24 protein-coding genes are annotated in these 22706 nt (G+C 35.1%); 17 read left to right on the plus strand and 7 right to left on the minus strand.

What is annotated here, in order from left to right; genetic code table 11:
- The first annotated feature begins 4 nt into the window (after positions 1–4).
- The 3 genes from L1275_RS15035 (at position 5) to L1275_RS15045 (ending at position 1685) form a co-directional block, all read left to right on the plus strand.
- Positions 5–445, plus strand: coding sequence for a hypothetical protein (locus L1275_RS15035; protein ID WP_253475238.1), 441 nt, complete (start codon positions 5–7; stop codon positions 443–445).
- A 101-nt stretch (positions 446–546) separates the two neighbouring features.
- Complete coding sequence (locus L1275_RS15040; protein WP_253475240.1) at positions 547–933, plus strand: hypothetical protein; 387 nt, start codon at positions 547–549, stop codon at positions 931–933.
- 197 nt (positions 934–1130) lie between these two features.
- Positions 1131–1685: a DUF4468 domain-containing protein gene (locus tag L1275_RS15045; protein ID WP_253475242.1), complete on the plus strand. Its 555-nt coding sequence runs from the start codon at positions 1131–1133 to the stop codon at positions 1683–1685.
- 325 nt (positions 1686–2010) lie between these two features.
- On the opposite strand, the gene L1275_RS15050 is transcribed toward L1275_RS15045, so the two are convergent.
- From L1275_RS15050 to L1275_RS15080, 7 genes are all read right to left on the minus strand, one after another.
- Positions 2011–2427: a hypothetical protein gene (locus L1275_RS15050; RefSeq protein ID WP_253475245.1), complete on the minus strand. Its 417-nt coding sequence runs from the start codon at positions 2425–2427 to the stop codon at positions 2011–2013.
- A 23-nt stretch (positions 2428–2450) separates the two neighbouring features.
- Complete coding sequence (locus L1275_RS15055) at positions 2451–2987, minus strand: phage virion morphogenesis protein (protein WP_253475248.1); 537 nt, start codon at positions 2985–2987, stop codon at positions 2451–2453.
- Positions 2988–3114: 127 nt separating this feature from the next.
- Positions 3115–4260: a phage minor head protein gene (locus tag L1275_RS15060; protein ID WP_253475251.1), complete on the minus strand. Its 1146-nt coding sequence runs from the start codon at positions 4258–4260 to the stop codon at positions 3115–3117.
- Between the two features lie 167 nt (positions 4261–4427).
- Positions 4428–5678 (minus strand): DUF935 family protein, encoded by a 1251-nt coding sequence (locus L1275_RS15065; protein WP_253475254.1) that lies wholly within the window; start codon positions 5676–5678, stop codon positions 4428–4430.
- Positions 5678–6088: a DUF1320 domain-containing protein gene (locus L1275_RS15070; RefSeq protein ID WP_253475257.1), complete on the minus strand. Its 411-nt coding sequence runs from the start codon at positions 6086–6088 to the stop codon at positions 5678–5680. Before L1275_RS15070 ends, L1275_RS15065 begins: the two co-directional genes overlap by 1 nt.
- Positions 6089–6148: 60 nt before the next feature.
- Complete coding sequence (locus tag L1275_RS15075) at positions 6149–7660, minus strand: hypothetical protein (RefSeq protein ID WP_253475260.1); 1512 nt, start codon at positions 7658–7660, stop codon at positions 6149–6151.
- Complete coding sequence (locus L1275_RS15080; RefSeq protein WP_253475262.1) at positions 7660–8112, minus strand: transcriptional regulator; 453 nt, start codon at positions 8110–8112, stop codon at positions 7660–7662. The genes L1275_RS15075 and L1275_RS15080 overlap by 1 nt, the downstream gene beginning before the upstream one ends.
- 184 nt (positions 8113–8296) lie before the next feature.
- Between L1275_RS15080 and L1275_RS15085 the strand changes: the two genes are divergently transcribed.
- From L1275_RS15085 to L1275_RS15150, 14 genes are all read left to right on the plus strand, one after another.
- The gene (locus L1275_RS15085) at positions 8297–9262 is read left to right on the plus strand and encodes an HK97 family phage prohead protease (protein WP_253475265.1); all 966 of its coding nucleotides are present in this window, start codon (positions 8297–8299) and stop codon (positions 9260–9262) included.
- A gap of 3 nt (positions 9263–9265) precedes the next feature.
- On the plus strand, positions 9266–10204 hold the full coding sequence (locus L1275_RS15090; RefSeq protein WP_253475268.1) for a hypothetical protein: 939 nt from the start codon (positions 9266–9268) through the stop codon (positions 10202–10204).
- Between the two features lie 42 nt (positions 10205–10246).
- A complete protein-coding gene (locus L1275_RS15095) occupies positions 10247–10687 on the plus strand; it encodes an N-acetylmuramoyl-L-alanine amidase (protein ID WP_253475271.1) in 441 nt (146 codons plus the stop codon).
- A gap of 7 nt (positions 10688–10694) precedes the next feature.
- A complete protein-coding gene (locus tag L1275_RS15100) occupies positions 10695–11027 on the plus strand; it encodes a hypothetical protein (RefSeq protein WP_253475273.1) in 333 nt (110 codons plus the stop codon).
- Positions 11024–11701, plus strand: coding sequence for a DUF6808 domain-containing protein (locus tag L1275_RS15105; protein ID WP_253475275.1), 678 nt, complete (start codon positions 11024–11026; stop codon positions 11699–11701). Before L1275_RS15100 ends, L1275_RS15105 begins: the two co-directional genes overlap by 4 nt.
- A gap of 1 nt (position 11702) precedes the next feature.
- A complete protein-coding gene (locus L1275_RS15110; RefSeq protein WP_253475277.1) occupies positions 11703–12122 on the plus strand; it encodes a hypothetical protein in 420 nt (139 codons plus the stop codon).
- 23 nt (positions 12123–12145) lie between these two features.
- A complete protein-coding gene (locus L1275_RS15115) occupies positions 12146–12640 on the plus strand; it encodes a hypothetical protein (RefSeq protein WP_253475279.1) in 495 nt (164 codons plus the stop codon).
- A gap of 1 nt (position 12641) precedes the next feature.
- Complete coding sequence (locus tag L1275_RS15120) at positions 12642–13112, plus strand: hypothetical protein (RefSeq protein ID WP_253475281.1); 471 nt, start codon at positions 12642–12644, stop codon at positions 13110–13112.
- Positions 13113–13315: 203 nt separating this feature from the next.
- Positions 13316–17734, plus strand: coding sequence for a hypothetical protein (locus L1275_RS15125; RefSeq protein ID WP_253475283.1), 4419 nt, complete (start codon positions 13316–13318; stop codon positions 17732–17734).
- Positions 17722–18126, plus strand: coding sequence for a hypothetical protein (locus L1275_RS15130; RefSeq protein ID WP_253475285.1), 405 nt, complete (start codon positions 17722–17724; stop codon positions 18124–18126). The genes L1275_RS15125 and L1275_RS15130 overlap by 13 nt, the downstream gene beginning before the upstream one ends.
- Positions 18123–19916, plus strand: coding sequence for a phage tail protein (locus tag L1275_RS15135; RefSeq protein WP_253475287.1), 1794 nt, complete (start codon positions 18123–18125; stop codon positions 19914–19916). Before L1275_RS15130 ends, L1275_RS15135 begins: the two co-directional genes overlap by 4 nt.
- Complete coding sequence (locus L1275_RS15140) at positions 19913–21439, plus strand: hypothetical protein (protein ID WP_253475290.1); 1527 nt, start codon at positions 19913–19915, stop codon at positions 21437–21439. Before L1275_RS15135 ends, L1275_RS15140 begins: the two co-directional genes overlap by 4 nt.
- Positions 21440–21457: 18 nt before the next feature.
- Positions 21458–21646, plus strand: a complete 189-nt coding sequence (locus L1275_RS15145) for a hypothetical protein (protein WP_253475293.1) — start codon at positions 21458–21460, stop codon at positions 21644–21646.
- The gene (locus L1275_RS15150) at positions 21637–22674 is read left to right on the plus strand and encodes a hypothetical protein (RefSeq protein WP_253475296.1); all 1038 of its coding nucleotides are present in this window, start codon (positions 21637–21639) and stop codon (positions 22672–22674) included. Before L1275_RS15145 ends, L1275_RS15150 begins: the two co-directional genes overlap by 10 nt.
- Positions 22675–22706: the final 32 nt, after the last annotated feature.

The raw sequence follows: 22706 nt of genomic DNA on the forward strand, positions 1-22706 counted from the left end.
AAAAATGAATCAATTAACCACTTATACAATCAGAAGTAAAAACACGACCAACGTTTGGGTTTTTAAATACGATTTAAATGGGTTTTTAAACGAGTTTAAATCGTTGGAAGGTACATTGTCCGAGAAACAAATAAATTGGTTGTTCAGGCAAGGAAACTTCCCATACATCGAAGAACAGGTCAAAGAATGGACAAAAAAACTAAAACACCATTTTGAGATAATAAAAGGTGAACCCGATTTAAGTTTTAATGCTATTTGGGAACTTTATGACAATAAGGTGAAAAAGGTTTTCGCTGAACGTGCGTTTGAGAAACTTAAAGAAGCAGATAAAGTAAAATGTTTTATTCATATTCCAAAGTATAAACAACGAATTGCTAAAAGCAAAGAAGCTCAGGCACATTTAGCGACTTATATCAATCAAAAATATTTTGAGGATGAATATTAAAAAAAGGAGTTAGCAATATTGCTAACTCCTTTTTTTTGTGGATTTCTGTATCGAAACATAAATAGTAATAAATATATTTGTCTTTCTAAAACAACTTAAAAATGCATAAAGTAGCAATTAGCAAATCAAATGCGGAGACAATTCTTGTGTTTGATGAAAATATTGAATCAGATTTAGATTTAGTAAATCTTGATTTATACAAATGGGATGAGTTTATTGAAAAATATATCCCCCGTCGATCCGTACTGAACGAAAGTGGGATAACCATGGAAAAAATATATACACCCGAAAGAATTAAGATTCTATCTGAATTTAAATTCAAAAATGAATATATCCAATTATTAGAATATCCGGAGAATTCCGGAGAATATAATATCTATATTGCTCGACCTAAATCTCTTAGCAAATATTCTGATAATTGTGCTGGACAATTTTATGCCTCAGATATATTCAAAGCAGTGGAATTTTTAGCCAACTCAAATTATTAATAAATGATATTTAAAAATAGAATAAATCACATAATTTATATTCTATCAGACTGTATTTTAATCATTAAAAAAACGACTTAATTGTTTTTTGATCTTAGATTGTAAAGGAGTTAGCTGTATAGCTGACTCCTTTTTTATTTGAGGAAAGCCATAATTCTTACGAAAAGAATTCAATATATTTACAAAAATAAAATTTCATGAAAAAATTTATACTTTTTTTACTTTTAATCATTTGTAACTACAGTTACTCGCAACAATTTGAATTGACAGCAGATGGTTTTGTAAATTCCGAAAATAAAGAAATTGATTACATTATTCTAGAATACCCTGGTAAATCAAAAGAAGAGCTTTTTAAAGACGTGTTGGTTTTTGCTAATAAAAACTTCAAATCTGCCAAAGACGTTATAAGTAAAGTTGAATATGATGCTATAACCATAAATGCACGTTCATCAAAGCTAATAAGGAGAAATAACCTTCACGCTTTTAATAATAACTATACTTTTGTAATGTCATTTAAGGATGGTAAAATAAGGATAAATGCTCCTATTGTTGAGCTTGTAACTTTTTCAAATGGCGAAAAGCAAATATTACATATTTCACATGTAAAAACGGATCTGAATGGCGCTAATTTATCGATTTACAATAAAAAAGGAATTGTAAAATCAAAAATGGCAGAGACTGATTTAAATGATTTTGCTGTCGGATTTTTGAATTTATTAAAAAGTGAAATAAATACATCTGAGGATTGGTAAAGTTTAATCCTTATAGTGAAACCCCAACTTGCAAAACAGGTTGGGGTTTCTTATTTTTGGGTGATGTTAGAACCGCCGGTACATATAAATAAGCGAGGTCGCAATGAGCGACTAATCAACAAACGAAATTATATTTTAGTTTGTCGATTTTACTTTTATTCTACCCTTATGAATCTAAAGTTCTCTGCAGTTCTGGCACTATTGGAAGAAGAGTTCTTTTTATCTCAAGCGCGAATTGCCGATTTATTGGCAGAAAACAGTGAGTTAATAACCTCTTTAGAACTAAAGAAAGCTTCTGTATCCGAGTTAAAAGATTCATACCCATTTATGAGTTGGCAGTATAATCATGCCAAGAGGTGTCAAAACGGAGGGCAAATACCTTTAGACCTTTTCTAAGATTTTCATTCTTACCACTTTTCCTGCTAAAAGGGTAAAAGCTATCAGTGCCATAACCTTGTAGTTTTTTATATACCTTTTCTTGTAATCTCAACCATTCTAAACTTTTTCTTCTCACTCCTTCAGGAGCAAGTCCATTGGTTTCACTTAATCCCTTTGCTACTAAACGCACAGAGAAATAGCCAATAACTTGTTGAATATTATCTTGAATATCTTCACAACTAGACATATCAATCTCGATTAGTGCGGCGGGATAAGCTAAAGGTGGTTGCTCCTCTAAAATCTGACCGGTATCTAAGTCTACATATCGCAGTTCTGGAATTTCGTTTAAAAGCTCAACGAGCATAAGATATAAATCTTCCATAATGTTTATTTAAATATTTTTCTTATTTCTGCAGCACTCATTCGACGCAGTCTCGCTTTGAGATAAGGCGAGTCTGCTTCTGCTCCAATAAATTGCCTTTTAGGAATGTTCTGGTTGATAACTCGTTCAAAGGCTTTTACATTAATTTTCCCTCCTGTCTTCTTATTAGTTCTGGTATGTTCTCGTACATTCTGATCTACTCGGCCTCTAAATCCATAATTATGTACTCTAGCATATGGAATATCAACTCCTCCTGCACCGACCCACACAGTGTTGTTCACTATCCTTGTTACACGAATGCTACGTTTTAACTTACCTGATTTAACGAGTAAAGCCCGATCGGTTTCATCTGGTTTACCCCATTTATTTGGATTCTTACGTTTAGGCCAAACTTCTTGATTATTTCCACTCCAAGCTTCCTGTTCAAAACTTAGCAAGGAGAAATTAACCACCTCCTCCCCAATTATTGCGGGTAAAGTCCTTAAACTACTTGCGAGTTTTTCCTGTAGTTTAGTGAATTGTTCCGCTGCTGATTTTGCCATTATAAACTCTTTTTAAATTGCATTTATTTTTTTGTATATTTGTACCACTGGTGAGGGACGCAACTTCGTGTTGCTATTGCCCGCACCCCTAGAGGCTCAAATTTGTTTATTCAAGTTTGAGCCTTCTTTATTTTCTACGAATTTTACCGATATTATATTCTTTTACTGAATTATCAGGAAAAACGACAATGATAACTTTAATGTTTTTAGCTCGGTTACTACTCACGGTATATCGTAAAGCTTCATACATTTTTCTATAACTATCAGGTTGTTTTTTGAGTCTTATAATTAACTCTTGAACATTTTGTTTACTAGCTTCTTTCATCGCGCTTTGTACGATATTCTTTCCATTGGTTCCCTGCGCTACCTTAATATCTACAAATTGATTTGTTTTTATATTATAGGCATCCGGATTAGTGGCACCATCATTTAAAACAGGTAACATTCTGTATTGCTCGCCTCGTCGTACAAGAACAGTTAGAGTTTCAGTATTAGGTCTAAATTCAGACTTATTTTGTTTCCCTTTGGTGAAAATCTCTAAAATACCTTTCCCTATTTTTGTAACCTCAAATGGAATATTATTGTATCGATTTGTTCTTTCGTGATCATAATACAACTTGCTCCCCAATTTTAAAACTTTATCTGGAGTATTAGCGATGTACCTATTTTCTTTTGTAAAAATCTCACCTGAAACCCCTACATTCGTTTTAAAAGCATCAGGGATTTCTGGAAGTTCATAATTATCACTAGGTACACCGTATCGTAATTTTTTAACTGTCGTTCGGCAGTTGAAGTGATTTGGTGGAAAATAATTCATTAATATTGGATCGTCTACTGACACAATCACATTATAGAGCGGCTGACATATTTCGCTGGTTCTACCATCGTTGACAATCACAAATTGAATAAAAGGGAATATCTCTTTATCTCTTTGTATTTCTACCCATAGCCGACTCATTTGTGCAGCCGATACAACAGTGTCATATTCTGTTTTAAGATATTTCATGGAGTCTCCAACTACTTTTTTAGCTTCACTTTTAAATTCATTCCACGGTCTTAAACTACCATCCTCGCGAAGTAATAGATTATTTAACCTGGTTAAGTCATTGTAATTTTTAGCTACTGAAAATTGCCACGAATTCTTCTTTAAAACTTCACGCATATAATAATCCGGAGTATCAAAATCAATTGCCCCAAATTCCTGATTAATCCTCGAACTAAATTCTTTACCTTGCTTTTCTACAATGGGATGATACACGTTATCTTGTGGCATTTCTTTTATTTTATAAACCGACTTTACAACATCCATCCATTGTGCCGCCAATAAATCTGCCCAATCAGTTACGCCATTATCTGTGGCGCTTAAGGTATGATGTGAACAACATTTGTTATATTCAAATTTGAGAGCTTGCCAATCTAGCTCCTCGTGTAGATTGATTTCTAACGAGGAGCGTTTGCGAAAAAATCTTTTAACTGATCAAAAAACGATAATTTTAAAGCAGTTGTTTTGTTGGTTTTTTCGACTTCCGTTTTGGTTTCTTTTTCTTTGTTTTCAAGTTCTGGTTGAATGTCTTTTTTATCAGATAATACTTCGTCTTCTCCTTTTGGAAGCCCAAAATTCTCTAACCAATACTTTTTATCAATAGGTATTTTCGCATCGACTCTTTCTGCTATGTCGAGTTGTTCCAATTTGGTCAAATTATCACCTTCTTCGGCAAAACTAAACCAACCACCTGTTACAGGATATCCGCGCTTTTCTAGTCGTGGTAAGAGTTCTTTGTTTAATATGCGTTGTACAAATCGTCGATCAGACTTATTAATATCATTCTCCACATCTGCATGAACTTTACCTTGTGAATAACTAGAACCATCTTTAGTAGTCATCGTTTGTCCTAATACACCGATTAGTATTTGTTCATCACACTTATTTAAAAACCGATCGTGTATATCAACATTTCCAGAGGCATTTTCACCGATACTTTTGATATCTCCATTTTTACTCATAACAACAGAGCCTGCAGACCCCCTTTGTTTAAATGCGGTTTCCATCTCTTGACGACCAGTATCATCATCAGGGTCGTATAAACCTACTAACTGTGGTATGCCAAACAATTCACAAAACTGGGCAAAATCTGAAAAGCCATTTCGTTTAAAAATAGCGTGTGGCGCGGTTTTTAAGAAAATTCCCAAATCGGTATCTTTTCCTAGATTTAGAATAAAATCGTCATTTTCATAAGTGATACCTGTAACGTCAAACATGTTGATCAATATCTGTTTTGATTCTGTATTGATATGTCGTCTATCGATAGAGGTACTCTTAAAACCATTAGAAAAATCTAATTCTATGATGGATTTACCATAAAACTTTGTTTTCATAATCTCTTCTAAAAGATTTTCAAACTCTGGAGTATCAATAAGATCCATCATGGGTTCAATTTGATTTCCATTGATTTGAAAAACGATATCGGAATTCGTGATTGCCATGATTCTTTTTTCAACAGCATTGGATAAAACAGTGTCAATTAACAGATCATTATATAGGTCAACTAATGTTGCTCTTCTCCCTTTATCTGCTTGTGTCATGGCCGATCGCCAACGTTCTATACCAACAGTAGTGCGTTGTGGCGGTTTTATTATTAAAGTTTGTGACACTTTAATAGGTGTTGTTTTTTTATGTTTCAATTTTGCCATTAGAAATGATTTGACCGTTTAGGATTTGAGTGATAACTAAAAGAAGATGCTTGGTTTGAATTGTCCTCTAATCGTGGTAAGTTGGCCGGCATTCCCTTGTATACCGCCGTTAACCAGTCGACTGCTTGTTCGTATCTGAATTTTTTGTCTGGGTAATCAATACTTGGATTAGAAAGTCCGATGAGTTCCCAAATTGCGATGTCTTTAACTATCTTTAAAACTAATGGGTTGCGACTTTTCCCTTGTTGTGAAAACACTTCGTCCACTTTGTAATGTTTCATTAGTTTGCTACTTGAGAACTCAATTGCGATATCTATACAAGCGTGTGCAATGGTTTCGTCCTCTCTAATGATTGCGCTGATTTCTTCGTCATACGCATGTGTTTTTAATTCTTCGATTTCTAAATACATAACTGGTTATTTTATTTGCGTCCCATATTATTAAAGATAATTTCGGAGCAAGGTTTAACGCTAATACCTCTTTTTATTTTCAAATGGTAGAATAATGGAAGGGGGACCTACATTTTCTTTTACTTTATTATTTACTTTCCAAACCCCACCTTCGACAGCATCTGGGGCATCATCATGAGCTCTTGATTTTGGTGAAAGTGCTTTAAATTGAAATTCAGATTCCTTCATATAATCGTTTTCTTTGATTTCTTCATTAAAAATCAGTTTAAGATTCTCATTTAGAGGCTCTAGATTTGATTCAATCCGATAGAATTTATCTGGTTTTGATCGCTCATCAGGTTTTAAAGAAAGTGTTATGCTGTGTCGTTTATTTGCTAGTTTGATTTCTTCTTTCAACATATCATCTATCCAAGGCCATTCTATCCAGAAGTACACTGCTACCCGGTCGTTTACCCAACTCAGAATGTCATATTGCCAATCAAGCATTGTGGAAGTTTTTACATGTCCGCAATACATGCGTAAAACATGGTATTCATCTTTCCACTTTCCAACAAGAGCCGTTGCTTTGGTATCTCCATTTTTCTTGTATGAGGGGTCTGTATATGCCACTAAAAACTTATAATCCTTTAAAGGGCGCATTTTTCCGTAATGAAGCTTTTCGAAAACTTTACCTAAAACAATTGGATTGTTGAAATATTCCTTTTGAGCTGATGCCTTTGATATTTTAGAAAGTACTCTATCAATATTTGCCTCAGTGTTCTTAGTTGGCCAAGTACTCTTGCCATTTTTATCTCGAATATTTATGATCTCGAAAAAATCAGCAACCTTCATTGCTTTTTTAATACAACAATTCTCGGCAATGATGTTTCCATTAAAAATCACTAACATCGGATTTGAAATAGAACGAGTTCCATAAACTGCTTGTTCAAACCAGTCCCACTTTTTATCAATTAAGTCTGGGTTGCGGCACTCTTCATCAGTATCAAAATCATCCATAATAATACTATCAGGACGTAGCTCTTCGTTTCTTGCACCACGAGGTGCTTGGCCTGCACCAACGGCAATAAAATAGGAACCCGATTTAGTTGTGAATTGATCACTGGCCCAGCTTCCATAATTAACTTGATCTCCGTAATCATGTCGCAATCTTTGATTTTTTTCGTAGGCAAGCTTGTAAGGTTTCAATAAGCGCTCCGCAGAGTCTTTATTTGCTGAAATCATAAACGTAAACCTCTTCTGACCTGTGCAATGCAAATACATCATTTCAAGCATGGTTCGCCCTGATTTCGACATTTCACGAGACCAAGGGCGTACTTCATACCATTCAGCATTGTTTAATACCCTCTTGGTTGATCGTTTGTGAAATGGCATAGGTTCTGCCGAACAATACTTTTCAAAGTAATATTTAAACCAAGCTTCGGGATCAGCTTCAAGTCTTTTAATTCTGGAAAGCTTTTCTTCTTCGGGTTCAGAAGTATCTACTACTTCAGTATTTTTAAGTGATTTGTAATACTCTTCCCAAAAATCCAAGGCCACTTTATCCTCCTTTGATTTTGTTTTAACAAAAGCCATTAGCTACGTAATTTTATTTTTAAAAATGAGTCTACATATCCCGCTAGTAATTTCGTGTCGTCAATGTTCTCACGACGAACAAAATCTAAGAATTGTGTTAGCGCATTAATTATCTCCGGTAGCATTGCTTTGGTTTCTAAATCCTTTATATCCTTTACTAATTGTCGTCGGATTTGAGCTTCTTTTTGATCAGCGTATCGTTCACCTTCTTTTTTATTTTTAATGAACTCATTGAGTTCTGAAAGTTCATCCATCATATTGACCATTTGTTCTTCACGAGTCAAAAGGATATTTCGTTTTAATTTTTTCCATCCACCTGTTTCCACCCACTTCGCAATTGTTTTTTCAGTGACTCCAACGCGTTCCGCTAATTCCTTATATGAAGTTATATTTTCTTTGGTATAGAGCAATTTGGCGTGTTCTTGCTTTTTTTCCTGCTCCTCTTTAGTCATCCTAGCCATATTTTTTTATACAAAAATGACTCTTAAAGTGTGCTTGAGAAAGTTGGTAAAGTATGACGCCTATTGGGCAAGGGTATCATACTGTTAAAATAGGAGTATGATGTTTTACCAACTTTTACACGCTTTGATTTTGAAGAATCTTTGCATCAAATAATACGAATTAATAGCAAAACAGATGAATAAAACCTTTGTACTCAATGATGAATCCATGCAAAACAATTATGGTTTTAGAATCCTTAATTCGGGAATAAACCTCGATCGATTTAATAGAAATCCCATCTGTTTAAATGATCACAGAAATACACCTAAAGACGTATTGGGAGCTTGGAGTAATTTGAGGTTTGAAGATGGCTTACTATTAGGAGAGGTCATTTTCAATACAGAAGACATCGACGGAAAAGAAGTAGCTAGAAAAGTAAATGAAGGTCTGATAAAAGCTTGCTCGTTAGGTTTTGACTTTAATGCAGACGATTTAATCTTTTTAGATGGCGAGTTGGTACTTGTAAAATGCGAGCTAAAGGAAATTTCCATAGTAGCCGTACCATCATCAGCAAACACATTGATGCTTTATGCACAAGATGGAATGGCTTTTACAGAGACGGACATTAAAGCGATGTGCCTTTCTGCGGCACAAAACACACAAATTCAAAAACCAAATATACAAATGAAAAAAGTGTTATTACACCTACAGCTATCAGATTCGGCTCAAGAGCCTGAAGTTATAGAAGCAATCAAAAGCCTTGAAGGAAAACTAAGCGCAAAAGCGATTGAAGTAAACAATCTTCAAGCAACTGTTGCAGAGTTTAAGTCGAAAGAAACGGCAACCCTAAAAGCCAATTTTGATAATGAATTGAGTGCTGCTCAACTCGATGGACGCATGGATGAAGCAGGAAAAAAAGCTATTGAAGATTTAGCAAAATCAGGTGGTTTTGAAAAGGCTACAGGGCTTTTAAAAGCATTGCCAAAACGCAATCCAATTGCCGACAAATTATTCGGAGAACAGGCAACTTTATCTGCATTTGATAAAATGAGCTGGGATGAATTAGATAAAGGCAACAAATTAGAAAGTATGAAACTAAATCATCCTGAATATTTTGTTCAACGATTTAAAGAAAAGTTTAACAAAGAACCTAATAAATAAAAAATGGCTATAGAAGTAGAAATTTGGGCAGAGACCATTGAGAAAAAACTCTTAGAAGACAATAGTTTTCTAAATCATATCGCTGATGTATCTAGTGATAACATTATCAATGGTAGTATTGTTCACTTACCACAAGCAGGAGAACCATCTGCTGTTGTAAAGAACAGGCAAAGTTTACCAGCAGTGGTAAAACAACGTAAAGACACGGAAGTTCTTTATAAAATTGATGAGTACACATCCGATCCGGTTCATATTAAAAATGCAGAAACTAAGGAATTAAGTTACGACAAACGTCGTTCTGTTTTAGATCAAGATTTAGCGAATCTATCTGAGGAGGTTGCAGAAGGTATGCTAACTAACTTGGTAGTAAGCCCAGTTGGGGATAACAAAGAACTTCCAAAGGCTAATATCATTCTGACTAGTTCTGCAATTGAAGTAGACTCGGCCGTGGGTACCGGTAAACGTAAGGCATATAGCTTGACAGATCTTCAATATATGAGAAAGGATTTTGTAAAGAAAAAGGCTTGGACTGAAGGGAATATGTTTGCCTTGTTAACAGCAGAGGCGATCACTCAAATGTTTCCTGCTGACAGCCCTATCACAGCTACTTATATGCAAGCTACTTCAGAAGCAGAGCGTAGAGCTGGTATCATTTATAAGGTTCAAGGTTGGAGTATAATGGAGCGTTCTAGTGTTTATATTTTAGGCTCAGACAAAGGATTTAAAGCGTTTGGGGCTGTTGAAGCCGATACCGATTCAGAGGGTTGTTTGTTTTGGAACAAAAATATGACCGAGAAAGCTATCGGAACCACCGAAGCTTTTGAACGTATTGGCGATCCAACATATTATGGGGACATCTATTCCTTCTTGGTTAGATGTGGAGGAAGAGCTCGACGCAAAGGCTACGAAGGTGTTGGAATCTTAATGCAAAGTTTGGTTTAATTATATGTGCCGATGTGAGTCGGCACAATAAAAACAAAACAGATGAGAAAAGTAAATCGAATCGTAATTCATTGCACGGGAGCGAAACAGTCCCAAACAGTTGAAAGTATCAAGGTTTTTTGGAAGAGCTCTCTTGGGTGGAATAATCCTGGTTACCATCGTATCATTTCATCAGATGGAACTGTAACTGAATTAGCTGCTCCAGAGCAAATCGCAAATGGTGTTGCAGGTTATAATGCTAATAGTTATCATATTAGTTGGATTGGGGGACAAAATGGAATCGACAATCGTACAATAGAGCAAAAATGCGTACTGAGACAGGAAGTACTTCGAGCTAAGGAAATGTTCCCTACTGCTATAATTGTAGGTCATCGTGATTTGAGCCCAGACCTCAATGGAGATGGTGTTATAAGCCCTAACGAATGGACAAAAGAATGTCCCAGTTTCGAAGTAAAAGAATGGCTTAAGCAACAAAATATTTAAAACAAGTATGAAAACCGACTTACCGCAACCTTTTAAAATTCAAGACATACAGAATTATCCAAAAGCGGTTTTCATAGCATTTTTAATCGGTTTGATTTTGGTATTTGGCTCGCTTTTAGGAACTGTTTTTTACCGGCGAGAAGATACTGTTAAGGAGTGTGAAAGCGAAAAGAAAGAACTGTACCGGCTGATTTTAAAAGAACGCTCCGAACGCATAGATTTATATGAATCGATGTTGTTTTACAAACAAAAATCAAATGCCCTTGAAAATGAAAATCAGAATCTCGATAGCTTATACAGAGGCAGGACAGAACAATTTGTAAAAAAACTATTGAAATGAAAAAAAACTTGATAATTACAGTATTAGCTATTGTTTGTATAATAAGCATTGTAATGGCTGTTACACTTTATAAAGAGAACAAAAAAGCAGATATGCGCTATGCAGAACTTGTCCAACTAAGCGGTAAAACACAGATTATTACCCAATACATCCGAGACAGCATACCGCATACTGTTTTTAAGGACAAATTGATAAAGGATACAGCCCTTGAAAGACGCCTTGCTTTGAGTAATAGTTACGCTGATTCGCTAGAAAAGGCACTTAAACTTTCGATAAATAAAATCACTCAAGCCTCGAAAGTAAACGCCCAACTTGAAGCGAAAATCAAAATGACACCCACAGCTGATGCTGTAACTTATCAAGATAAATGGTTGCAAATTCAATACTATCCTCTGACTCAAGATTTAGAGCTTAAGTATGATATTTCTTTAAATGTAGTGAGATACGCTGATAAGAAATGGTTTCTTGGAAAAAAACAACATTATATCGATGTGTTTGCCGATGATTCAAGAGTAAAAATAAAGAGTTTAAATACGTTCACAATCGAAGAACGCCCTGCCAAAAGGTTTGGGTTTGGAATATCTGCGGGTTATGGGTTTACATTAAACGATAAAGCAATACAAGCCCATCCCTACATTGGTGTGGGATTTAATTACAATTTAATTCATTTTTAAAATGGCACAAAAATTCAGAAACGAAGCAAAAGTAATGATGCTAGCACACTCTTTAGCAGAAGTGTTTATTACATCTGATGCCCAAGGTTTTAAAGACCTTCAAAGGGCAGAAGATCACTCAAGGTATTTATCCGACAAAAATATTGAGCATTATATTGATAATAATGTCAATACAGAACTGGAAGCAGAGACTCCAGACACGGACTCAGATTTAAATCAAAGATTAGAGCTCGTTGCCAAGTACGAAAAACTTTTTGGGAAGAAACCGGCTCATAACTTAGGTATTACTAAACTTCAACTGCAAATCCAAGAGAAAGAAAAAGAAGATAAAAACACTGAAGTTGAAGCTACAATCTTACTAGAAGAGGTTACTGTAGGAACTGGGACAGATGAACAAACTGAAAATTTAAACGAAGATTAAAGATCTTTTAAAAACTATTTAAAATGTCAGAAAAAAGAACATACGGACTTAAATCCGTTAAGACCGCAGACCCATCAGTTGATGGAACTATGCCTACTGCGCTAACAGAACTTTGCAGAACCTATAAAGATTCTTGTGAATTCACTGAGGATGATGCACAAATTACTGAGGAGTTCTGTGATCAAGAAGATGATCCCATTGAAACTTTTTCTCAAAAAGGCTCAAAATCAGTGAAATTCTCCACTTTTGACTATTCTCCAGAAACCTTAAAGAAACTGAAAGGCGGTACTATAGTAGAAGGTAAATGGGCTGAGCCTACCAATACACCAGAGATTATACAAGCAGTAGAAATCACAACTGCTACGGGTATGAATTTCTCATTTCCTAAAGCGAGGATTTTAGCTAAATTCAATTCTAAGTTTGTTAAAAATGGTCTCTCGTTAATTGAAGTTACCATCAAACCAATGAGCCCTGGTCCAGGTAAACCTGCCGTGTTAATCGGTGACAAAACGCCATAGGATGAAAGAAGCAGTAGAAAGTAAAGCTGCGAATATATTGTTAGAAAGAGGTGTAATAGTGTCTGTCACGGCACCTCTTTTTTTACGCATATTCGGAAAAAAACAAATTCATTTTAGAATTCATGCTTTGAGTTTGGATACCCTACTCAGAGTTGCATTGGCTTATTTAAAATTGGAAATAAAAGATAACAAAGATTTTACTTTAAGTGAATCCTTTGAGCTTGTAAGGGACCACAGTAAAGGGGTGAGCCGCGTTGTTGCTATAGCTATTTTAAGTAAATCGTATAAAATGTGGCTTGTTGGGCTAGTTGCTCGGTTTTTAAGGAATGAAATTACATCCCAAGAGATGAGTTACATTTTTCAACTTATCATTGTGTATGGAGGGGTTGAGGATTTTATAAATACTATCAGGTTAGCAGGGGCGACAAGGATAACGATGCCGATGAACCTGAGTCAAAACAAGACGAGTTAACAAGCGAAAGCTTCCATAGCGTCTATGGATTCATTTATGCAATTGCCGAGAAAACTGGCTGGAGTAAAAATGCAATTCTTAAAATGCCATTTGCTACCCTCACCTTTATGTTAGCAGATGCGCCTAAGTTATCCGAAAAGAAAAAATCAAAATTTAACTCCGACGATGAGCTCGAAGCTTGGTTGTCCGATATCGAATAGAATATGTCAGATTTAGATCCTATTGAAATTAAGTTTCTTATCAACTCTCCTCAAGTAATAGAAGATGCTACTCGCGTTGAAGGTTCATTGAAAGGCGTGGATTCTGCTGTAAAAAACAGCGAGATCGCTTTTAAAAACTACGTTACCGAGCAATTGGAAGCCAATAAAGCCATGTTGGAGGGGGTTAACTTAACCAAAGCGCAACAAAGGGCATTTAATAGCTATTCAAATGAAGTTGCAGGTTTAAAAGGAATGTTGACTGAAGCGACAGACCCTACTTCAATAGGTGTACTATCATATAGTCTTGAACAAGCTCAACTTAAAATGGCCAATTTAATAGATTCGGCAAAAAACAAGGTTGAAGTATTCGATGTTCAAAAACTAGAAGAAGCGGGAAAAATACTCGATGCTATTTCTGATAAAACTTTCAAACCAACCTTTGCAAGTAACGGTGAACTTGAATTATTGTCAACAACCATAAATGAAGCTACGGATGAGATGAAACAACTTGGAGTAGTGATTGATTTCGTCGAAGCCAAATTGGCCGGCATGGATAAGGCATCTGAAGATTTTAAAAATTTACAGACAGACATTTCTATAGCAAATGAGATACTAGGTCGTACAGCTAAAATCTACGACACTACTGGTAATAGTATCGATCAGATGAAAGATGCTTTATTTCGATTTAAAAGTGAGTTAGCCACTGAAACAGATGTTGAGAAGATCAATATTCTAAATAAAAACATTGAAAATTTAGACCAGAGTATTCGTCAATTGTCACAAGCCGGTAAAGCTGGGTTTGATGAGTTCGGTAATAAGCTTCAAGACACAAGCGATAAGTCCAAAGCATTGAAAGCTGAATTGTACGGTCTTGTTCAGCAGATGGCCCGCTTAAAAATGGAAGGAAAGGATAATACCGAGCAGTATCGAGCAATGTCTCAAGAAGCTTCCATATTGCGCTCAGCAGTTGCTACGGTAAATAGTGAAATTGGAGCATCTGCTTCTGCAACAAGTTCCCTGGACACATTAATTCGTGCAACTAATGGAGTTGCGGCGGGTTATGCTTTAGCCAAAAGTACGGCCGTTTTGTTTGGCTCTGAAAACAAAGAAATCGAAAAGACAATCTTAAAAGTCACCTCTGCGATGAGTTTGCTTCAATCTTTGCAAGTGATTTCTACGGAGCTGAAGCGAAAAGATAGTATCGCCACACTAATGTTAGCGGGTGCTCATAAAATATATACGCTTGCTGTTGGACAGAGTACAGGAGCTTTAAAAACATTTAGAATAGCCTTATTAGCAACCGGTATTGGTGTCGTACTGGTTCTGTTAGGTCAATTAATAGCTAACTGGGATGCAGTAAAAAAAGCCATTGGTTTAACTAGTGATGAATTAGATCGTAATAGATCCATAGTCAAAAAAGCTAATGAAATGTATGGTGAAAAAATTGCAAAGCTTCAGCTTTTAGTCAAGCAGAATAAAGATGTAACCCTGACCGAAGAACAAAAGAAAAAGGCTGTAAAGGACTTCAATAAAGAGTTTTCTGACACTCTGGGGACGATGAAGGATTATGCGGAACTTGAGAAAAAGATAATTCAAAATGCTCCAAAATACATAGAATATTTACAACTAAAATCTCAGGCAGAAGCAGCTTATATATTATCTCTAGAAAAGCAAAAAAAATTATTGGAGCAAATTATGGCTCTTTCCACTGGCGACATAAAATGGTACGAAAGCCTACAGAATTTTTCCGATAAAATGTTTGACGGAATGTGGGGTATGTTCGGTAAGGACTTAAATCCAAATTATGAAATAACACAAGAGGATGTTCTTCGCATTATTGGATTACCTAACGACCAAGAGGTTGACAATGCTTTAAAAGGATATTCTTCAATTGTGACAGAAAATGTAAAGAAATTTCGAGCAGAGCAAGCGAAAAATGACAAGTTATTACTAGTCTCAAATGATATAAGTGAAAAAGCTGCAAAACTAGCTGATAGCCTTAAAATTAAAATAGACGATAAAAAAGATAAAACTGCAGATAAACTTTTTCAAGAAAGAATAAAAGCTTTAGAAGCCATATCACAAGCGGAGCGAGAATATTCAAAGGGACGAATGACTGCTATAGACAAAGAAGTAGCAGATATTGAAGATCGCTTTAAAAAACTCCGAGAACAAGCTGTAAAAGCAAAATTAGATGCTAAAGAAATCGAAAGAATTGGAAAATTAGAAGTCGAAGAAAAAAGTAGTTTACTATATAATAATGGAACGGATAAATTATTAAAGCAACTAGATTTAGAAAAGGAGCTATTTAAAGCTTATGAAGAATTAAAAACACAAATTGGTTCTGATGAATTATTGAAACGATATGATAATGATTTGAAGGGTTTTAAAGATTATAAAACACGACTAAAGTCTGAAATTGAAAAAATAGAAAATTCAAGTACTAACGAAATTGCTTTTCCAGAACAAGAAGCTCGTCTTAAAGCTTTAAAAGAAATGCTCGTAAAGCAAGAATTAGAAATCTCTAAAGATAACGATTCAAAATACCTAGATACATATCAAGCGACAATTACATTTGAAGAAAAGAAACAAGCAATTGAAAGGCAATACCTAATTGATAAAAAGCAGTTAAATAAAATTGAGGATGCAGAAGTAAGAACTAACAAATTAGCAGAATTAGAATATTTAAAAAACAGTGCGATTAATCAACTAAAAGACGAGGCTTATCAAAAAAATCGAGTTTTCAAAAATTTAACGCAGGACTTAATTGGTGTTACTAAGAAAGAACTGAAAGTACGTATAGAATCTCTAGAAGAATATTATCGATTATCTGCGGATTTACTTACAGCGGAACAAAAACTTTTTATTGAAAATGAAATTCAGAAGGCAAAAGCAATACAGTCTAGCTCTGATTTAGGAATTAAGGAAAAAGCGCTGTTACAAGAAAAAAAAGGACTAGAGAAAGAAATTCTAAAATCTAAAGTGTTAAGTAATGAAGCGGTTGTTGAATTATTAAGGCTTTTAGAGATTGCTAATTCTAAAACAGATTTATTAGCAGATGAAAAATCGTCAAAATTAGTTGATAACATAATTGAAGTTTCAAATTCCGCTGCAGGGTTAGGAAACAATCTTATAGATGTTAATTCGGAATTAGGAGAGGCAATTGTACAGGCAGCGGAATTAGCATCTGCTTTTGCTAACATTCTCTCCAAAATTGCGAGTGGTGACTATGTAGGTGCCATTGTCTCAGCAATAGCAATGGTTGGTAAAATGATAGCTGATATCGGTCGTCAATCACAAAAAGAACAAGAGAGACGAGCTAGACAAGCCAGACAAGCTTATGCTAATCAATTAGAGTATAATAAACTACTTAGAGATCAACTCTTGATTGAAGCTAGTATAAATGACCTCTATCAATCCAGAACAGGACAAATAGAAGAACAGTTAAATCTGATGAAGCAAAATGCTCAAGGAGTACTTAAGGATCTAAATAATACTTATTTAAAGGTGTTTTTTGCTCCTATTTTGACTGGAAGCTTACAAGATTCAGTTCTGGGTGATTTGGCAAAGGTCGGAGGTGGTGCATATATAGGGGAACTATTAGGCTTTGATTTCAATAATCTAAGTGAAATGCCTATGTTAACGGATGAAATATTTGATAAACTAATGAAAATCAATAATATTTATCCTTTTGAAGGAGGTTTGAAAGAAGCTTTTGAACAACTAAAAAAGTTAAAAGATGAATATGGCTCAATTGAAGAAGCTATGCGCGCTTTAGAAATTGAAATGAAAAATTTGATTACTGGCACAACGCCAGCAGAACTAGCAAACTCAATAAAGCAAGGTCTAGCATCTGGAAAAAAAACCTTTGCAGACTTTGCAGATGACATAGAAGGCTTTTTAAGAAATGCAATTCTTTCTGGTTTGTCCACACAACTTATGGCAGAACAAATTCAAAAGTTACAAGATGAGTTAAACGAAATGATGAAGGATGGGATATTGTCTGAAGAAGATAAAAAACGTTTTCAAGACATGTATATGAATATTGTGAATTCATCTAAAGAACAGCTTGAAATATTGAATCAAGCAGGTATTGACATTGGCTCTATGAATCAGGGAAATTCCTTAAAAGGAGCTATTAAAGGGATGACAGAAAAACAAGCCGATTTACTTGCGGGTCAGTTTGGAGGCTTAAGACTAACACAAATAGATACGAATTCCATTTTAAAATCATCGGGTGCAAAACAGCTCGAAGCAGCAAGTAAACAAATCGAACTGCAAATTAAAATAGAATACAATACAAGAGAAATTTCCTCAAACACAGCTATGGCAATTACACAGTTGAAGAAAATAAACGATAAACTGGACGGGCAACCCCGCGATATTATTTTACAAAGAGCAACAGGCGCATGGATACCTTAAACTTTAAGAATTTAAAAAACGATTTTGGGCTCATAATCCAAACTGGTACAGCATCCCTTTTAAATTATCCTGAACGGAAAGAAGGCTTGAAATGGGATTGGGCGGAAGAGAACGGCACGGAATATTCTTTAAGGCAAGTATTCTTTAAAGATAAAGAAGTTACTCTAAAATGTGCTATTCTTGCTTCGAGCCCTACTGATTTTTGGGCAAAATACAATGCTTTTTTCCAAGAATTAACTAAACCCGAATGGCAACGTCTTTTTATATTTGACCATGATCGAACTTACGAAGTGTTTTATAAAAAATCTGACTCATTTCAAAAAACTTTAAAAAGACTTAAAAACGTCCCAAAACTATTTGTGAAATTTGATTTAACACTTCAAGTAAGATGATCTATACTATAAAACGAGGGGGAACGCATGTTGTATCGATTCAAGCTGAAGGCAGTGTCGTTACTAAATTAATGCAAGAAGACTTGGTCAATATGTCTTTTTCATTGCAATACTATCAATTGTTAGAAATTGGGGACAATGTAATTGTTAATGAGAATAATTATAGATTAAACCAAACACCGACAGTGGAAAAGATATCAACTATTGAATATAGATACACTTGCGTTTTTGAATCAATAAAGTACGAACTTGCTAAAACACAGTTGTTGTTCTTAGATGAACACAATAAATATACTCAATCGGACTACTCTATTTATGCAAATGCCAAAGAGATTATTGAGCATGTAATTGCAAATGCACAACGAGTAGGTCAACTTTGGAATATAGGGGATGTTGTTTCGACAGAGATGAAATTGTTTACCTTTTCTTCCACAAATCTTTTAATGGCCCTAGGTATGTTGGCAGAGGTGTTTGAAAAAGAATATTGGATTGTTGGACAAACAATCAACTTTGGTAAAAAAGATCAAAATACTAATCTCACTTTTCAATATGGGAGAAACAAGGGTCTAAGAAGTATCACTCGTCAAAAAAAGGATGAAACAAATATATATACTAGATTATATGCTACGGGAGGAAACACTAACCTTCCTATTGACTATGGATCAAGTAGGCTAAAAATGTCTGTACCTTATTTAGAAAAAAACACGAGTAAATTTGGATTAATCGAACATTCTGTTGTTTACGAAGACATTTATCCAACTAGAGTTGGTTATGTAACTGGAACTCATCACGAGTTTCCTGATTCTTTTTGGGATAGTCATATCGATTTTGATATTAATGAAGTAGATCAAGATGGTAATACAACGATACTAATACCCGGAATAAGCGCAAAAGTAACATTCAACACAGGGCAACTTGCAGGTTACACATTTGATTTAAAATCTTTTGATTCGACTAGCAAACGCTTTGTCCTTAAAAACAATACGGATGATAATAACCTTCCTTTGCTTTCAGGAGATTTAAGTCCAGCGGTATTCGATAAATATGTTTTAACTGATATTCAAATGCCTGCAAGTTATGTCCTAGAAGCAGAACAAAAACTCAAAATGAAAGCCCAATCAGAAATAGACCGAGGAGCAACCGAACAAGTTCAATATAATCTTATTGCTGATCCAATACATTTTGAGCGTGAAGGTATTACGCTGGATGTGGGTGTTTCCGTTAGAATCATTGATAGTGAGTTAGGTATTAATAGGCGAATGCGGATTATTGGCCTTACACAAAATTTGCAAAACAAACACGATGTTTCATTCGAAATTGCTGATGATTCGCGTTTCCCAAATTGGTTTGTAATTAAAGAACTGATGTATTTGAAGGATACATATGTTATGGGTCATCTGGTTGATAAATTAGCTATAACAACTCAAAAAGTTAATAACATACCTGCTAGAATAACCGATGTCTTGGGAACTGATTCTTTAAGTCTTTTTGTTGAATCATCTGCAGGGGAATTATTAGATGCAGATAACCTAAATACATCCTTAACGCCAACTGTAATGCGTTATTTTAAAGATTTTACAAACGATGTTGTTAAATGGCAGTGGTATCGAGAATCAGGTACAACTCAAGAAGATAAGGACGCAGATGAAATTTGGGCAATTGATAAAAACACTGCAGTTCTAGAGCTAAATGCAGAGGATTTTACGCAAAATATACATTTAGGTAGCGTGGCTTTTACTTGTCAAGCAACCGTTAATAATGAAACTATAACCGTAAAAATTGAGATATGAGAACGGGAACAAAAAAAATAAAGATCGTTTACAAACCACTGAACACGTATAAAAACACAAAGATTTTAGCCGGTTCCGTACGCCAAAACTATGACACCAATAATCTGTTTTTCGAACCGGATAGGCGAATTGATCCACTTGTCATTCTCGTTGAATGCGGTGTCAATGATCCACATAATTATAAAAATGGATTGGTAAATGCTGATCTGACCAATGTTGTGTGGAGGATTTCATCGGGGGGCATCTTTATTGATGTTTTGGAAAATAACCGAGAGTTTCAAATCGGAAAAGGTATTGAGAAAGGCCAATTAAAGATGTTTAAAAATATTTCCGACTTGGAAAATGTAACGGTAACATTCACTGCAAAATACTTAGAGCCGACTAGTAAACGAATAGCGAGCTTTCAAGATAGTTTTGTCTTGGTTACCAATCCTATTGCCACTGCAGCGACTTTACTCAATACGAGCGCGCCCTATGGCTACAATCTATACCCTACAATCAATAATCAGGGACTAATCTGTCAGGCAGATTTATTTCGAGGCCCTGAAAAGCTAGCTGCTGCTTATTATTGGTCGAAAAACAACGTTGAGATTACAGATTCAAACGGATACTTAAACAGTAAAACGGATAAGCTTTTTGTACCAGCTTCCGCGATTTCAAAAACTGGTGATATCATTAAGGTGGAAGTTGCTGATTGTTCTATGTATTTAAATCAATTACAAGATACCTGGGTCGAAGAACAACCTGAAGTAATTGAATTTAGAAAATTATATAACGAGAATCCTAGAAATCTACTGAACGATACTTATCGTAAAGTCTATAATGAAAATTATCCTACTGCTTATTATTATTTAGACGAGACCATACCCAAAGGCACTCTATGTTATTGTAATTTTAAAGGCATATTAAATGGAAGTCATTTCGCTTTGTATTATAATGGGGCATCTAATTACATTACTGCTTTCGTTCAAAAAGAAAATAGTTTTACTGCTTTCTTTTCTCCTCAATTGGATATGTTAAAGGGGGCGTTCTTCTCTATTTATCCAATGGATAGAACAGGATACTCTACTATTGAAAAATTAACTTTTAGAAATGTATTATCCCCATTGTGGTCTCCATCGAAAACAGATCTTCAAAAATTGATTAATCAGAAAAAACAAGAAAGCGAGACAATCATAAAATTGCCAATTAATTATCGTCCGTCAGACAAACCGACAATACTCTACAAGGGGGACTATTTGCTTTTAAAAAAATATCCCATTTATGAACCCCAACTAATCGGGCCAGAATCTATCAATCCCGATCTAACAGAGATAGAATATGAAATTGTATTAAATACCTCAGATGGTATTTTAAAAAATGCACCAGATCATTTTTCTGTGGGTTGGCTAAAGCAGACAAACGGAACTTTCTTATACAAAGGATTTAAAGTAAAAATTCCGATGGCAAAACTTTTAGAACTCAATTCACAAAATAAGGAGCTCGACTACGAGGTCTTCGAAGATTTATCTCAAAAATTATAAAATATGATGTGTATAATCATGAATGAAAAATTAGCGGTTGACTTGGGGATAATTACCCAAAACCACCCTTACAAGAAAAATGATGGAACTGTCATTTTTAAACGTGATCTGCTAACTATTTGGCAGCAGAATACGGGTAAGAAAACAACTGAATATAAAGAAATAACAACGGCTTTGGCTTTAAAAAAAATTGATTCATGGAATTAGTAAGAGGAAAAAGAACTATTTCTTTATCTAAAAAAGGCGATAGTTTAACCACTGGGCTAATAGCAGATAAGCCCCTTGTGGCAAAATACCAAGATGATGTCGTAATAGGTAGTTGGGCACAGCCTGCTAACTACCGTACTGTTTATGCTCAAATATTGACCAGTTTGAGCAATACTCCCGTTGGGAATACAGGATTGACTTTGGTTAAGTGGAAGTTTAATGGGCTTGAAATTTCAGATTCCGACAATCGATTTGAAAAAACCATTTATAGTATTGGTTCTACCTCCGTACCTGCATTAAAAATAAAGGCAGATGTCATGTCTGCCTTACTTACAACGAGCTCAATAGAATTTACGGCGAATGCCTATACTGGTGGTTATACGACGGCTGTAAGTGCGGTTATTGCAATAAGTAAAGAGAATATAAGTGCTAACACCTACACTGCTTATATTGTTGATCAAAATGGTCGTGGTGCAGCAATAACGGCATTATATCCAACTGTAACTTTGGAAGCTATCTTGGAAAAAGGAGGAATTCCGCAGACTGCAGGAATCACTTATCAGTGGTTTAAAACAACTTTAGATCCGTTATTAGATTTAGCCAATGATCCTACAGCTGATAATAGAATGCTATTGCCAGGGAAAACACAAAAAACAATTATATTAACTGCGGATGATATTGCAACTTATGATACTTATTCTGTCGACATTTTTGAAAATGCTTTAAAAGTTAAAACTGCAATAATATCGGTGAGAGACGAAACTGATACTTTGGAATTGCAATATGGTGTCGTTGGACACGAAGACGATTTAGAAGTGACTGGGCAAATAAAATATTCTCCCAAGGTAGTGTTTAGGGGAACTACTACACCAGCAAGTGGCAACTGGTCCTATGCTTATCAGAAGATAAAAATTGATGGTACGCTGTTAGGCCCTAAAGGTACCGGAGCAAGTTATGTAGTCACTGGAACTCAAGTTGCAGATGCCGGTGGTGAAATAGATCTACTTTTTGAAGCTACTGAAGTATAAAACAAAAAAGAAAAATGGTAAGAGGAAAAAGG

Origin of the sequence: Flavobacterium sp. HSC-61S13, from assembly GCF_024171535.1 — a bacterium.
Lineage (GTDB): Bacteria > Bacteroidota > Bacteroidia > Flavobacteriales > Flavobacteriaceae > Flavobacterium.